Origin of the sequence: Streptomyces sp. NPDC001137 (genome assembly GCF_040298885.1) — a bacterium.
Taxonomy (GTDB): domain Bacteria; phylum Actinomycetota; class Actinomycetes; order Streptomycetales; family Streptomycetaceae; genus Streptomyces.
On record NZ_JBEPBA010000011.1, the window covers coordinates 234,861 to 247,431 of the forward strand.

Sequence of the window (12,571 nt, forward strand, 5' to 3'; positions counted from 1 at the left end):
ACCATGACCGCGCAGAGACCCCCAGTCGGCACCCGCCCTCCGCCGCAGGCCGGTTCCCACCGGCGGGCCCTGGCCCCGCTCGCCCTTGCGCAGTTCATCTGCAGCTTCGCCGGGTCGAACATGAACGTGATGATCAACGACATCAGCCACGACCTCGACACGACCGTCCAGGGCGTCCAGGTCGCCATCACGATCTTCCTGCTGGTCATGGCCGCGCTGATGATCCCCGGCGGCAAGTTGACCGACATCCTCGGCCGTAGGCGCTGCTTCCTGACCGGCCTCGTCGTGTACGGGATCGGTGCCGTGCTCAGCGCGGTGGCGCCCGGCCTCGGCGTGCTGATCCTCGGCAACTCGATCCTCGAGGGCGTCGGCACCGCTCTGCTGATCCCGCCGGTCTACATCCTCACCACGCTGCTCTTCGCCGACCTGACCTCACGCGCACGCGCTTTCGGCATCGTCATGGCGGCCGGCGGCATCGGCGCGGCGGCGGGTCCGCTGATCGGCGGTCTGATCACCTCGGCGATCAGCTGGCGGGCCGCGTTCGTCTTCCAGGCCCTGGTGATCGTGCTGATCGTCGTCCTGAGCCTCTCGCTCGAAGACCCGCTGCCGCCCGATCCGGGGCGGCACTTCGACGGCCCCGGCGCCGCGCTCTCGGCGGCCGGCCTCGTACTGATCGTCACGGGAATCCTCGCCGCCGACAACAACCTCTGGCTGATGGCCGCGCTGCTGGCGGCCGGGACCCTCGTCCTGGTCTGGTTCCTGCGGTGGGTCCGCAGAGAGGAGAAGGCCGGGCGGGAGCCGCTGCTGTCGACCGGCCTGTTCCGCAACCGCACGTCCAATCTCGGCCTGATCACCCAGAACGCCCAGTGGCTGGTGCTCATGGGCACGTCGTTCACCGTCGCCGCGTTCCTGCAGGTCGTCCGCGGCTACGACGCCGTCGACACGGGCGTGATCTTCACCGCGGCCACCCTCGGCCTGCTCGTCTCCTCGCTCGCCGCCGAGCGCCTCGCGAAACGATGGCCGCAGCGCTCACTGATCATGAGCGGGTTCGCCGTGGCCGTCGCGGGGATCGGCGTTCTGATCGGTCTTGTCGCCGGCTCCTCCGGACCGTGGGGGTTCGCCCCGGGCCTGCTGCTGATCGGCCTCGGGCTCGGCGTGATGCTGACTCCCTCCGTCAACGTCGTCCAGTCCGCCTTTCCCGAGCAACGCCAGGGCGAGATCTCCGGTCTGTCCCGCAGCGTCTCCAACCTCGGCTCGTCCTTCGGCACCGCCATCGCCGGCACCATCCTCGTCGCCGGCCTGTCGAAGAACGCCTACGCCTGCGCGATGGCCGTCCTCGGTGTCGTGGGGCTCGGCGGCCTGACCGCCGCCGCCTTCCTTCCCCGTACCACCGCGCCGACCGCGGGCCACCACCCGGCCGACCTCCGGCAGACGCCGGGACCACATCGGTAACCGGCCCCAGATACCCGCAAGTCGCTCGTCGGCCCGTTCACCGACGCCGGTTCACAGCAGTTCGAGGTCGCGCGCCCGGCGCACCGCTTCGTTGCGCCGGTTCACCCCCAGCTTCCGGTAGACGCTCTTGAGGTGGGTCTTCACCGTGTTGACCGACACACAGAGGTCGGCGGCGATCTCCTCGGTCGACATCATCGCGGCCAGCCGCTCCAGAACGTCGTGCTCGCGTCGGCTCAGCCCCGCCGCGACGAGCGACAGGGGCCGCTCACCGACCGCGGCCGGCTCGCCCGGTCGTGACGGACCAGGCGTGAGCCAGCCCGCAGCCAGCTCGCGCAGTGGCTCGGTGGAGAGGAAGGAGCTGATCCACGGCCGGGCGTCGAGGAACGGTCTGCGAAGTCGCTCGCGCCGGGCATCGAGGAGTGCCTGCTCGACGAGCCTGCGGGCGGTCGCCGTGTCCCCCGCCGCGTCCGCGACCCGGGCTCTGACCAGGCCGCCCCGAACGGACACCGCAGGCCCGGTCCGGCCCCGGAGCACCGCGATGCTGTCGAGCAGGTCGACCGCCGCTGACGGACGGCCCGCGGCGAGCAGCGTCCGCGCGGCCTCCACGGCACATGCCGGTTGGTCACCGGACACCCCCTGGAGCACCTCGGCGGCCCGGTCCGGCCGCCCTTCGGCCAAATGCGCGGCGGAGGCGACCAGCGCCTCGTGACCCGCTGCCCAGGGCGAGGGCACGACGGCGCGGACGTCCGGGTGCGCCGCCTCGACGGCCGTACGTGCGTTGCCCTGGAGCAGCAGCAGACGAGCCCTGGCCATGGCTTGTCCCGCGGCCATCACCGGATCGTGTGCCGTGGAGGAGAGCAGGTCCGTCTCGTCGAGGAGAGCCTGGGCCCGGTCCAGCTCGTCGCGGTCGACGGCCACCGCGGCGAGCACCAGCAGTCCTATGCCCGTGCCCGCGACCGGTCCGGAGGCGCACGGCTGGGACGGACCGAGCCGCCCCGCCTCGGAGACCCCCGCCAGAGCCTTGCGCTCCGCGCGGCCGATCCAGCCGTTCAGGTAGTCGATCAGTGCCAGGTGTCCCATCGACTCCTCACGGGGGAGCACGGTGGACGATCCGCCAGGAGTACCGGCCACCGTGGTCAAGGCGGCCCGCGCGTCCTCGAAGCGCCCGGCCCACAGGCGTGTGGAGCCCAGATGGGTCAGCAGGAGCGCGGTGACTTCGGGATGCTTGTCCAGGAGATGTCCGGGGACCTCCCGCTGGAGTTCATCGGCCGCCTCCGCGGCCTTCTCGGCCCGTTCCGGAGAACCGGTCAGCCGGGCGGCCAGTGCCTCCAGCAGCGCACAGCTCAGTTTCGCGGCCGGCCCGACAGGCGCCGAGGCCAACCGCTCCTCGGCTTGGTGCAGGTGGGAGAGACCGCGCTCGACATCGCACCGGGACAGGTCGCGGGCCGCCCGCACGAGGTCCGTCGCGGGGCCGGTGGCCTCGAGGTCCATCCCGGCGAACAACTGGTCCAGGTCATCCGAGCGCAGGCCGGTGAAGAGCTGTCCGATCGCCAGGTCGTCGACGAGGGCACCGGCGGTGAAATCCCAGTCGCCCGAGGCCGCGCCGTGAGCCAGTGTCTCCGGGAGGGATCCGCAGCTGAGCAGCCACCGCGCGGCCCGCCGGTGGAGTTCGGGCTCCAGCCCGGGCAGGCGCACCCGCAGATGGGCCCGGAGTATCTCCCCGAACAGCGGGTGGAGCCGGTACCACGAGTGTCCGAGGTGCTCGACGAACGCGTTCGCGCGGTGCAGTCCGACGAGAATGGGTTCGGCATCGGTCCGCCCGGTCAGCGCGTTCGCCAGGTCCGGGCAGAAACGCTGCAGGACGCTGACGCGCAGCAGGAGGTCCTGCGCCTCGTCCGTCTGCCGCTTGAGCACCTCGGCCAGCAGGAAGTCCGCGACCGTACTGCGGCCCGCCTCGAACTCCTTCAGATACAGCTCCGGGTCGGCGCTCTCCCGCGCGGCCAGGGCGCACAGGCGCAGGCCGGCGGCCCAGCCCCGGGTGCGGTCCACCAGGGCGTGCGCGGCGTGGACCGGCAGGCTCAGACCGTGCAGCTCCAGCAGGGCGACGGCCTCCTCGGGGGTGAAGGCCAGCTCCGCCGCGCGGATCTCCGTCAGTTCGCCGGCCGTCCGGTAGCGGTGCAGCGGCAGCAGGGGTTCCGTGCGGGTGACGAGGACCAGGTGCAGGCCCGGGCCGGCGTGGTGCAGGACGAATTCCAGCTGCTCCGCCACCTCGGGGGCGGTCACGCGGTCGTACTCGTCGAGCACGACCACGAGGGGCTGGTCCAGTTCGTTCAGTTCGGCGGCGAGTGTCGCCAGCACCCTGTGGTCCACCCCGGCCGCCTCGGTCAGAAGCCCGAGGGCACCGGCGGCCGGCACACCGCACGTGCCCAGAGCCTTCAGGACGTACGCCCAGAACACACCGGGACGCACGTCCCCCTCCTCAGCGGTGAGCCAGGCGACCGGCTCCCGCAGTCCGGCGGCCCAGTCGGCGGTCAGCAGGGTCTTTCCGGTTCCGGCCGCTCCGTTGACCAGGGTCAAAGGCGTCCGAAGAGCCTGATCCAGGTGCCGGACGAGCCGCTGCCGCCGCAGGTATGTCGCCGGCCTCGACGGCGGCGCGATCCGGGTGCGGAGAAACGGGTCCCCCAGAGGATCGACGCCCACACCAGTGGGATCGGTCGGTCCTCGAGCACGGTCGTCGGCATCGGCCACGGCGCTCACCACCACTGTCCGTCGAAGTCGCGTCCTGGGCAGCGCTCTTTCCTCCAGCATCCCAGTGTTCCTGCTCCCGCGCGCGGGATCAGGGACGTGCGTGCTGGTCAGCCCGGGACCGAGCCGTCCTGGAGGTCGGGCCGGAAGGTGCCGATCATGTCATTGCCCGGCTGGATGACGCCGTAGCTGTTCTCCGGTACCTCGTTCCAGGCGCCGGGGAGGTCGCCCAGTGGTTCGGACACGACGAGGCGGGTCTCGTCGGAGATGTCCCGGAGGTACTCCGCGTCCGGGTGGAGTGCGCGCAGGGTGTCCACCCTGGTACTGAAGTACAACGACCGTGAGCGCCCTTCACTGGAGTAGCGGAAGGCCCATACGCGCTCGCCGTCGGCCACCGCGACGGTCATCTGGAGCGGGTGCCGGACGCCGTGCGCGTGCCCCGTTCTCTCGACGAGGCCCGCCATGCGTGCCACGGCTTCGGGCGGATTCTCCGGCAGGCCGAAGGTCAGGGCGAGGAAGAACATGAGCTCGGAGTCGGTGGACCCCTCGATGTCGGGGTACAGCGCCGGATCGACGGCCAGGGCGAGATCGCGCCTCAGGAGGCGGAATCCGTCGATCATCCCGTTGTGCATCCACATCCAGCGGCCGTTGCGGAAGGGATGGCAGTTGGACTGCTGCACGGCTGTCCCGGTCGCCGCCCTGATATGGGCGAAGAAGAGACCCGAGCGCACGTGCTGGGCGACCTCCCGCAGATTGCGGTTGTTCCAAGCCGGCCCCACGTCTCGCACGATCGCCGGAGTGTCGGCCGTGTCCTGGGCGTACCAGCCGATTCCGAAGCCGTCGCCGTTGGTCGTCTCCACCCCCATACGGGAGTGCAGACTCTGGTCGATCAAAGAGTGGGCCGGCTTCAGCAGAACCTGGCTGAGAAGGACGGGGGTGCCCGAATAGGCGATCCAGCGACACATCTGGGATCCCTCCACTCCTGGGGTCAACAGCCGTTTCGCCGCCTTCGCAGAGGCCGCTGATCGGTGGCTGTGCGGTGCTGAGGGGCCGACGCGGCGCGGGCGTGAAGAGCGACATCGACGCCCCCGACGACGCTGAATGCGGCGTTCCGCGATGCGGGGGCGGACGGAAGCGAATCCGGCATGTACTCAGCAGTATCGCTTGCGCGCGCCCCCGGGGCACGCGGGCCGCATCACGCCGGGGCCTCAGTGGGGGCGACGCCCCGCCGCGGTCCGTCCCATCGTCCTCGCGAGCCGCCCCACCTGGCGCCAGTTCATGGCGGGTCTGCCAGGGGGGACACCGGGACGGTGGCGGGGCACGCGTACCCGGAGGGCGCGCGGCTCGATCCGGCAGTGGACGGGGGTCCGCAGGACGAGGGCCTCACCGTCGACGCCCACGGGAACGCTGGGCGCGTCCGCGGCCACCACGACGTCCTGGGCGGTGAGTGAGACGAGGCCGGGTGAACGCCTGCCGCGGAGCATCCCGGCCGCCTGTGCGGCGTTGTCGACCTTGACGCCGAGCACCCCGAGAACACCGGAATCCAGCCGCTCGCGACGTCCCAGCCCCGCCGGATCGTCCGTCCGGTAGGGGTTGTTGCTGACCAGTACGGCCTGTGGTGCCTCGATGACCGCCTCACCGTCCGCGGTCTGCGCGTGGACGGTGAGGCGCGGGCCGCTGTGACGGGTCAGCAGGTCCGGGAGCAGCTGGAGGGCGGTGCGGGCCTTGTCCTCGCGGTACGCGGGGCTCTGGACGACGGTCGCGTAGGCGCCGAAGGAGGCGTTGTTGACGAAGACCCGGTCGCCGACATAGCCCAGGTCGATGCGGAGTTCGACGCCGTCGGTGAGCGCGTTCAGGCACAGTGAGGGATCCTCCCTGTCCAGGCCGAGGTCCAGGGCGAAGTGGTTGCGGGTACCGGCGGAGATCACCATGAACGGCAGCCCGCGCTCGACCGCCACTCCCGCGACCAGGGCCTGGGTGCCGTCGCCTCCGGCGACGCCGAGCAGGTCGGCGCCCTCGTCGGCGGCCTGCCGGGCGAGCGCGGCCACGTCCTGGTGATGGGCCGGGTCCAGGACGACGACCTGCGCGCCGAGGTCCTTCGCCTTCTCCTCCAGATGGAAGCTGCCGACCTTTCCGCCGCCCGAGCGCGGGTTCATGATGAGGAACGGTCGCCGGGGGGAGGCGACCGCGCGTTCCCGAACACCGGTCGGCCCACGGTCGGCGGCCAGCGCGGTCCGGCCGCTGAGGACGGCCAGCACCCACAGCGCGAGCGAGACGAGCGCAACCCACAGCAGTCCGGACACCGCGTAGAGCACGACCACGGCGACGGGCGAGCCGAGGGCGAGCACGACGGCCAGCGCCCTGGCCGGGCCGGTGCGGGCCAGCGCCCACCACACACCCGCGGCCGCGATCACCAGCCCGGCCAGCCCCACTCCCACCAGCAGAACGCTCTGGAGCCCGGCGAACAGCAGCAGGACCACCGCGGCCGCCGTTCCCGCGGCCAGGGACAGGCGCGCTGTCCAGCGCGGAGCCGGGCGTCTCCTCACGAGTGCTGCCCACTTCATGCGACCTCCCACGTGCGGACGTGCCTGTCCCATCACATCGGAGCCCGCTTGAACCGGAATCACCCGCCAAGGGCGATCCGGTGGACAAAGACCCAAGGGCCCGGGTCAGGAACCGAGCAGCTTGCGCTTCTGGTCCTCGAACTCCGCTTCGGTGAGAACGCCCTGGGCCTTGAGGTCGCCCAGCTGCTTCAGCTGCTCGATCTTGCTGGTCATGTCGGTGGCCGGGGGAGCGTACTGCTCGGCAGGAGGTGCCGGCTGCGGTGCGGGCGCCTGGTACTCCTGCTGGGCCGCCCATCGCCCCTGCTGCCGGCGGGATACACGGTTCGACACGGCGGTCGCCGTTCCGGCGACGACGGCCGTGCGGGCGATTCCTCGGAGGAGTCCCGGCATGGCGATCTCCCTTCTCGCTTCCAGTTGCTCGTCAGGGCGAGGTCTCGGTCGCGTCGAGCGCGGCCAGAACGGCCGGCGCGGGAATCCTTCCGGAGGCGACCAGCTCGGCACCGCCGCGGTGCAGGGCGGCGGCGAACGGGGCGGCCCAGAGGTTCTCGTAGATCAGGACGCCGGCGGAGTTGCCGGGTTCCAGGGCGGCGGCTGCCTCTTCGAGGTCGTCCTGGCCCAGCAGCCCGGAGGACGCTCCTTCGAAGACGGCCAGGTCGAGTCGGCCGTCTTCGGTGAGATCCCCGATCTCCAGGACGGTCACCGATCCGTCGGTGTCCTTCCGGATGAACGTCAGGTCGAGAATCCGGATGAGGCCGCGGTCCACCAGGTCGACCAGGATGGGGAAGCCCTCGCCGGTCATGCGGTTGCCGGGAAACTCGACGACCAGATAGTCGATCGGTCCCATCTCGCCGGATGTGTCGACTTCGTCGAATGCGTCGCTCACGGCGTCACCTCTGAGCTCGTGGCCGTCCCCCCAAGCCATTGCATCATCGGACCGTGCCGGTCGCACGTCGTGCGCGGTCACTCGTCGGGCTCACCCGGGTCGCGCCTGCGGCATCGCATGGGTCTTCTGGTGCCCATGGCACCCACAGCTGACGAGCCGCTCTCGAACCGCGAGCGCAGCGAACTGGACGAACTGCGGCACCGCGTGGGTGCCCTCGAGACTGGCGTGCGCCCGCAGGCGGCCCGGCATCACCCGTTCCGGTCCACGGGCTCCGTCCTGCTGATCCTCCTCGCGGCCCTGCTGTCGCTGCTGTCCGTCGTCGCGGTCTGGGCGAACAGCATCGTGCGGGACACGGACCGCTACGTCGCAACGGTGGGACCCCTGGCAACCGATCCGGATGTGCAGAAGGCGGTCACCCGGCGGGTCACTGACGCGGTGCTGGCACAGATCGACGTGGATGCGCTGGTCAAGCAGTTGCAGGACACCGTGTCGGAGAAGGGCGTCCCACCGAAGGCGGCCCAGCTGGTCGGCAATCTGCAGGCACCGATCACGAACGGTCTGAAGCAGCTGGTCAGCGGCACCGTCGAGCGAGTGGTCACCAGCAGTGCCTTCGAGACGGTCTGGGTGGAAGGCAACCGCAGAGTGCACTCGGCCGTCGACAAGGCCCTGACGGGCAGAGCCGACGGCGCGGTCTCGCTCGAGAACAATCAGGTGGCCATCGACGTGGGGCCGATCGTGGCCAAGGTCAAGGAGCGGCTGGTCAGCGCCGGGCTCGGCGTGGCCGCGAAGATCCCGGAGGTCCACACGAACTTCGTGGTGTTCGAGTCGAAGGACATCGGCAAGATCAGGACATACATGAGGGTGCTGCAGATCATGGGCGGCTGGCTGCCCGTCATCGCCCTGCTGGTCGCCGCCGCTGGGGTCTACACCGCGTTCAACCGCCGGCACGCGCTGATCGGGGCCGCGTTGGCGGTGTTCGCGGCCATGCTGATCCTCGGCATCGCGCTCACCGTCTTCCGTGACGTGTACCTCGACCATCTGCCCGCGGGCGCCTCGCCGGCCGCCGCCGGAGCGGTGTACGACGCGCTGATCAAGTTCCTGCGCGCAGGTGTACGGGCGCTCGGTGCCGTAGCCCTCATCACAGCCGTCGGCGCTTTCCTCAGCGGCCCGTCCCGGATCGCCGTCCTCGTCCGCACGAGCTGCCGCAGGAGCATCGGCGCCGTGCGTGACGTGGCGGTCTCCGGAGGGCTTCGAATGGGGGCGGTCGGGCGGTTCGTGCACCGCTTCAAGCGGTGGATCGGGGTCGTGATCGTGGTGGTCGCCGCGATCGTCCTGTTCACCTGGAACTACCCGACCACGATGGTCGTGGTGTGGACCGCGGTCATCGTGCTGGCGTGCTTCGCGATCCGCGAATTCCTGGACACCGGATCCGCACCTGCCGCCACCGACTCCCGGACGACCACCGCTCCCTGACGTATCGCCAGGGCTGTCTCGTGGATACCGCGCGTCGCCCGCGTGTTCAGGCGGATCCGGAGCCGGCGCGGTCCACCGATTCGCCGGCGGCGCGACGGTACTCGGCGTTGATGCGCTGCGCTTCCTCGAGCTGGTCCTCGAGGATGACGATGCGGCACGCGGCCTCGATCGGAGTCCCCTTGTCGACGAGCTCCCGGGCACGCGCGGCGATCCGCAGCTGGTAGCGGGAGTACCGGCGGTGCCCTCCCTCCGAGCGGAGCGGAGTGATCAGACGAGCCTCACCGATGGCCCGGAGGAAGGCCGGGGTGGTGCCGAGCATCTCGGCTGCCCGGCCCATTGAGTACGCGGGGTAGTCGTCGTCGTCCAGACGATCATTCAGGGGGTTGTCCGATGTCATGTCACCTCGCTGTGCAACGCGTCGAGGGGCCCTGGTGCCGTACGGCACCAGGGCCCCGAAGGAAATTGAACACCATCTGTCGGCCCTACTGCTGTGCCGACCTTCTGTTTCCGCTACCCGGCTCGGCAGAGGGGGGTGCGGGGGGATCGCAACTGCTTGACCGGGGATCACCATCCATTCGGGGGTCCAGCGGTACCCGGGCCGAGCTCCTCGGACCGGGCGTTCCTGATGGCGTCTGCCCGCCAGTTCGTCTCTGGCGGCTCTTGTTCGACCGTCTCGTACGAGAAGAAGCATACCCAAGCCAGGGGCGAAAATCTACTCCCGCGAGAGAAGGTTTCACTCTTCCGGTGGAGTAAGAACCCTGCCGTGACCGGACCTCATCGGTGGGCGGACGCCGCCTGCCTGTCACCGGGCGCGGTGACTTCGGGCCCCGCGGGGGTTTCGGGTGCGGGTGGGCCGCATAAGCTCTGCTGTCATGTCGAACCCTGATGAGCTGCTCGTCGCCATCTCCGCCGCGGTGGAGTCCGAGCGAAGCAATCAGATGTCACTGACCGTGGTCGTCGGCGGCGCCGTCATCACCGGCCGGCTGGCTCCGGAGGCCGTGTGGAGGGAGCGGGTGGCGGAGGTCCTGAAGGACTCGGACCGTCTCGGCCCGTTCGCGGACGTCTTTGCGCGCGGTCCGCGAGGGAACCGGTCCGGTCACGGCGAGGCGCCCACGCATCTGCACTTTCATCTCGCCCGGATCCTGCAGGGCACCCTCGGAATTCCGGAGACGGGTGGCATGTACCGAGTCGCGATCGAGGACGTCAGCGCATGGACCGTAGGAGATCTCATTCACTTCGACCGGTGAGACGCCGCCTCCGCCCACCGGGACAGGGGTGAATCACCCCGGGAATAGAACGAGCTGGGGCCCGCACCTCAAGGTGCGGGCCCCAGCTACGAAGTATGCGTCAGTGCCGGTGCGTCAGGCGGGAACGATGTTCTCGGCCGTCGGGCCCTTCTGGCCCTGCGCGATGTCGAACGACACCTTCTGGCCCTCCAGCAGCTCGCGGAAGCCCTGGGTGGCGATGTTCGAGTAGTGGGCGAAGACGTCGGGGCCGCCGCCGTCCTGCTCGATGAAGCCGAAGCCCTTTTCCGCGTTGAACCACTTCACAGTGCCGTTAGCCATTGTTTCTCCTTCGGAGGCGGTGTACGGGAATACGCCCTGTGCGCATTCCGTGTCGCCGTGATGATCAGCCGTCGGAAAAACCTTCTGGCAACCACACCTGCAACTGACTTCGACAGTAGCACGGCGCGATCGGCCTTGCGTGCTGGAAAATACCGCTCCACCAGATGGTCGAGAAATACTCGCCGTACCCCGCACCTATTTCTCATTTCACGGCTACAGATATTGCTTTCCGTGGACGCGGCTTTCCTGCTGTGACTCAGTGGCTGAGCCGGTTGACGGCAGCGGCGGCGATGCCTTCCACGTAGCCGGGGTCGTCGCTGGGCTGACCGGTGAGTTCGACGATGCCGAACCTGTGGCCGCTGCGGATCACCGCGACGCCGCCGGCGACCTTGCCGTCGCCGTTGAAGGCCGGGTACCAACTGCCCTCGCCGGCCTTGACGGTGATCGCGTGCCCCTTGCCGTAGTACCAGTGACCCTGAGGCTCGTCCTGGCAGGCGCGCACCAGCTTGTCGAGCTGCTTCTTGTACGAGGCCGCCGATGTGTCGGTGGAACCGTCCGCGGCGGATTCGGTCAGCGAGGTGCCCTTGGTGTCGAAGGCCCAGGTCACCTCGGCATAGGCGGCGGCCTTCCCCTTGGTCAGTTCTCGCATCGTCTCCTCGCCGGAGCATGCCGACAGAGCTTGCTTTCCGGTCAGGCCCACCGTCGCGCGGACCGGAACCAGGCCCTGCTGGAAGAAGTCGTCACTCTGCAGCAGACCGGCGGAGCCGAGGCCGGGTCGGGCGGGAGCGGCGGCAGGCGCGGTTGCCGACCGGTTCGCGGAACCCGTGTCGGCGCCGGCGGCGGGAAACGCGCCGATGCCCACCGCTATCAGTGCGGCACCGACGGCGGCGGCCACTCCTGCGGTACGCCCGCGACGCGCGAACTTCCTGTGGCCTGCCTGGTTGTCGAACATCTCATCTCCTGTCTGGTCGCGACGCGGTTGGCGTCGTCGTACGTCTGGGAGATGCCGGAGGTACGGGAGATGTTGGATGGCGATCCGCCGCAATCGGCGTGATCCACGTCACATCTGTCGGCGGGATGGGCGGAGGTGGTCTCAGAGCCGTGTCACGGCCGCACGGACGATCCGCGTCATCGCGGCGGAGCCCAGGCAGGCATCGACCTCCAGGACCCCGTAGTGCGAGCCGTTGCGGAGTACGGCAATGCCCCCGCACGGCTCCTTGCCCCGGGGAGCGGTCCCTGTGGTGTTCAGATCGCCGCTGTAGACACCCATCCAACTCGCGGTGATGTCCGCGGCGACATCAATCGTGTGCGTCGGCCCGTACACCCAGTGCGTGGCCGGTTCGCTCTGGCACGGCACCTCCTCCAACAGCAGGCGTTCGGCGTAGTTCTGGGCCAGCGCCCGGCTTCCGGCGTCGTCGGCGACTTCGCGTGCGACCTGATCGTCGATGTTCCCGGCCTGGGTGGGGTCGCCGTCGGTCCCCGCCTTTTCGTTCGTCACCAATCCGCGGAAGTGCGCGCCGTACGCTCCCAGGGTCTCCCCGAGGGTCTTCTCGCCGGTGCAGGTCGCGTTGGCGTAGTTGCCGTCTCCGACACGGTCGCGCACGTAGATGCGCTTGGAGAGACCGACTTTCCTGAACTCGGCCGCTGTCAGCAGGTGCCGGTTCGTGATGGGACCGCTCGCGGGCCTCGGCGCCGGAGAGCCGCTGCCCGGCGAGGACGCCGCAGCGCTCGGCGTCGTCCTCGGCGTGCCCGCGGCAGAGGGCGCGGGCAGCACGAACCGGCCGGTCAGCAGGCCGAGTCCGACGGCTACCGCCAGGACGAGGACGATCGTCCGAGGCCGCACGGCAGCACCTCCCGGCCCGCGGTCGCGCTGATGCCGGGTGGAAGCG

Annotated in this window: 12 protein-coding genes; 3 read left to right on the forward strand and 9 right to left on the reverse strand. The window is 69.9% G+C overall.

Annotated elements, in window-relative coordinates:
- Window positions 1–3 precede the first annotated feature (3 nt).
- Window positions 4–1,452 carry an MFS transporter gene (locus ABT254_RS23730; protein ID WP_351473419.1) on the forward strand — a complete coding sequence of 483 codons (1,449 nt, stop codon included), beginning with the start codon at window positions 4–6 and terminating at the stop codon, window positions 1,450–1,452.
- A 51-nt stretch (window positions 1,453–1,503) separates the two neighbouring features.
- Here ABT254_RS23730 and ABT254_RS23735 read toward each other — a convergent pair whose 3' ends face one another.
- From ABT254_RS23735 to ABT254_RS23755, 5 genes are all read right to left on the reverse strand, one after another.
- Window positions 1,504–4,215, reverse strand: a complete 2,712-nt coding sequence (locus tag ABT254_RS23735; protein WP_502972028.1) for a winged helix-turn-helix domain-containing protein — start codon at window positions 4,213–4,215, stop codon at window positions 1,504–1,506.
- Between the two features lie 92 nt (window positions 4,216–4,307).
- Entirely contained in the window at window positions 4,308–5,162 is an 855-nt protein-coding gene (locus ABT254_RS23740; protein ID WP_351473424.1) for a class II glutamine amidotransferase, read from the reverse strand.
- Window positions 5,163–5,405: 243 nt separating this feature from the next.
- A complete protein-coding gene (locus tag ABT254_RS23745; RefSeq protein WP_351473427.1) occupies window positions 5,406–6,761 on the reverse strand; it encodes a diacylglycerol/lipid kinase family protein in 1,356 nt (451 codons plus the stop codon).
- A gap of 105 nt (window positions 6,762–6,866) precedes the next feature.
- Window positions 6,867–7,151, reverse strand: a complete 285-nt coding sequence (locus ABT254_RS23750; RefSeq protein WP_351473430.1) for an SHOCT domain-containing protein — start codon at window positions 7,149–7,151, stop codon at window positions 6,867–6,869.
- A 31-nt stretch (window positions 7,152–7,182) separates the two neighbouring features.
- On the reverse strand, window positions 7,183–7,605 hold the full coding sequence (locus ABT254_RS23755; protein ID WP_351473567.1) for a DUF6325 family protein: 423 nt from the start codon (window positions 7,603–7,605) through the stop codon (window positions 7,183–7,185).
- A gap of 174 nt (window positions 7,606–7,779) precedes the next feature.
- On the opposite strand from ABT254_RS23755, the gene ABT254_RS23760 reads away from it, so the two are divergent.
- Entirely contained in the window at window positions 7,780–9,117 is a 1,338-nt protein-coding gene (locus ABT254_RS23760) for a hypothetical protein (protein WP_351473433.1), read from the forward strand.
- A gap of 46 nt (window positions 9,118–9,163) precedes the next feature.
- Here the strand turns inward: ABT254_RS23760 and ABT254_RS23765 are convergent, their stop codons facing one another.
- Window positions 9,164–9,514 carry a MerR family transcriptional regulator gene (locus ABT254_RS23765; RefSeq protein ID WP_351473436.1) on the reverse strand — a complete coding sequence of 117 codons (351 nt, stop codon included), beginning with the start codon at window positions 9,512–9,514 and terminating at the stop codon, window positions 9,164–9,166.
- A 475-nt stretch (window positions 9,515–9,989) separates the two neighbouring features.
- Between ABT254_RS23765 and ABT254_RS23770 the strand changes: the two genes are divergently transcribed.
- Window positions 9,990–10,364 carry a GvpU-like protein gene (locus ABT254_RS23770; RefSeq protein WP_351473439.1) on the forward strand — a complete coding sequence of 125 codons (375 nt, stop codon included), beginning with the start codon at window positions 9,990–9,992 and terminating at the stop codon, window positions 10,362–10,364.
- Between the two features lie 114 nt (window positions 10,365–10,478).
- Here the strand turns inward: ABT254_RS23770 and ABT254_RS23775 are convergent, their stop codons facing one another.
- The 3 genes from ABT254_RS23775 to ABT254_RS23785 form a co-directional block, all read right to left on the reverse strand.
- Window positions 10,479–10,682 (reverse strand): cold-shock protein, encoded by a 204-nt coding sequence (locus tag ABT254_RS23775; protein WP_020134439.1) that lies wholly within the window; start codon window positions 10,680–10,682, stop codon window positions 10,479–10,481.
- A gap of 256 nt (window positions 10,683–10,938) precedes the next feature.
- Window positions 10,939–11,634: a hypothetical protein gene (locus ABT254_RS23780; RefSeq protein WP_351473442.1), complete on the reverse strand. Its 696-nt coding sequence runs from the start codon at window positions 11,632–11,634 to the stop codon at window positions 10,939–10,941.
- Window positions 11,635–11,775: 141 nt separating this feature from the next.
- Window positions 11,776–12,525, reverse strand: a complete 750-nt coding sequence (locus ABT254_RS23785) for a hypothetical protein (RefSeq protein WP_351473445.1) — start codon at window positions 12,523–12,525, stop codon at window positions 11,776–11,778.
- Window positions 12,526–12,571 lie beyond the last annotated feature (46 nt).

Bases quoted from the DNA above. Each gene is read 5' to 3' on its own strand.
- ABT254_RS23775 (WP_020134439.1), bottom strand. From the start codon at position 10,682: ATGGCTAACGGCACTGTGAAGTGGTTCAACGCGGAAAAGGGCTTCGGC.
- ABT254_RS23760 (WP_351473433.1), top strand. From the start codon at position 7,780: ATGGCACCCACAGCTGACGAGCCGCTCTCGAACCGCGAGCGCAGCGAA.
- ABT254_RS23765 (WP_351473436.1), bottom strand. From the start codon at position 9,514: ATGACATCGGACAACCCCCTGAATGATCGTCTGGACGACGACGACTAC.
- ABT254_RS23770 (WP_351473439.1), top strand. From the start codon at position 9,990: ATGTCGAACCCTGATGAGCTGCTCGTCGCCATCTCCGCCGCGGTGGAG.
- ABT254_RS23755 (WP_351473567.1), bottom strand. From the start codon at position 7,605: ATGGGACCGATCGACTATCTGGTCGTCGAGTTTCCCGGCAACCGCATG.
- ABT254_RS23780 (WP_351473442.1), bottom strand. From the start codon at position 11,634: ATGTTCGACAACCAGGCAGGCCACAGGAAGTTCGCGCGTCGCGGGCGT.
- ABT254_RS23730 (WP_351473419.1), top strand. From the start codon at position 4: ATGACCGCGCAGAGACCCCCAGTCGGCACCCGCCCTCCGCCGCAGGCC.
- ABT254_RS23745 (WP_351473427.1), bottom strand. From the start codon at position 6,761: ATGAAGTGGGCAGCACTCGTGAGGAGACGCCCGGCTCCGCGCTGGACA.
- ABT254_RS23750 (WP_351473430.1), bottom strand. From the start codon at position 7,151: ATGCCGGGACTCCTCCGAGGAATCGCCCGCACGGCCGTCGTCGCCGGA.
- ABT254_RS23740 (WP_351473424.1), bottom strand. From the start codon at position 5,162: ATGTGTCGCTGGATCGCCTATTCGGGCACCCCCGTCCTTCTCAGCCAG.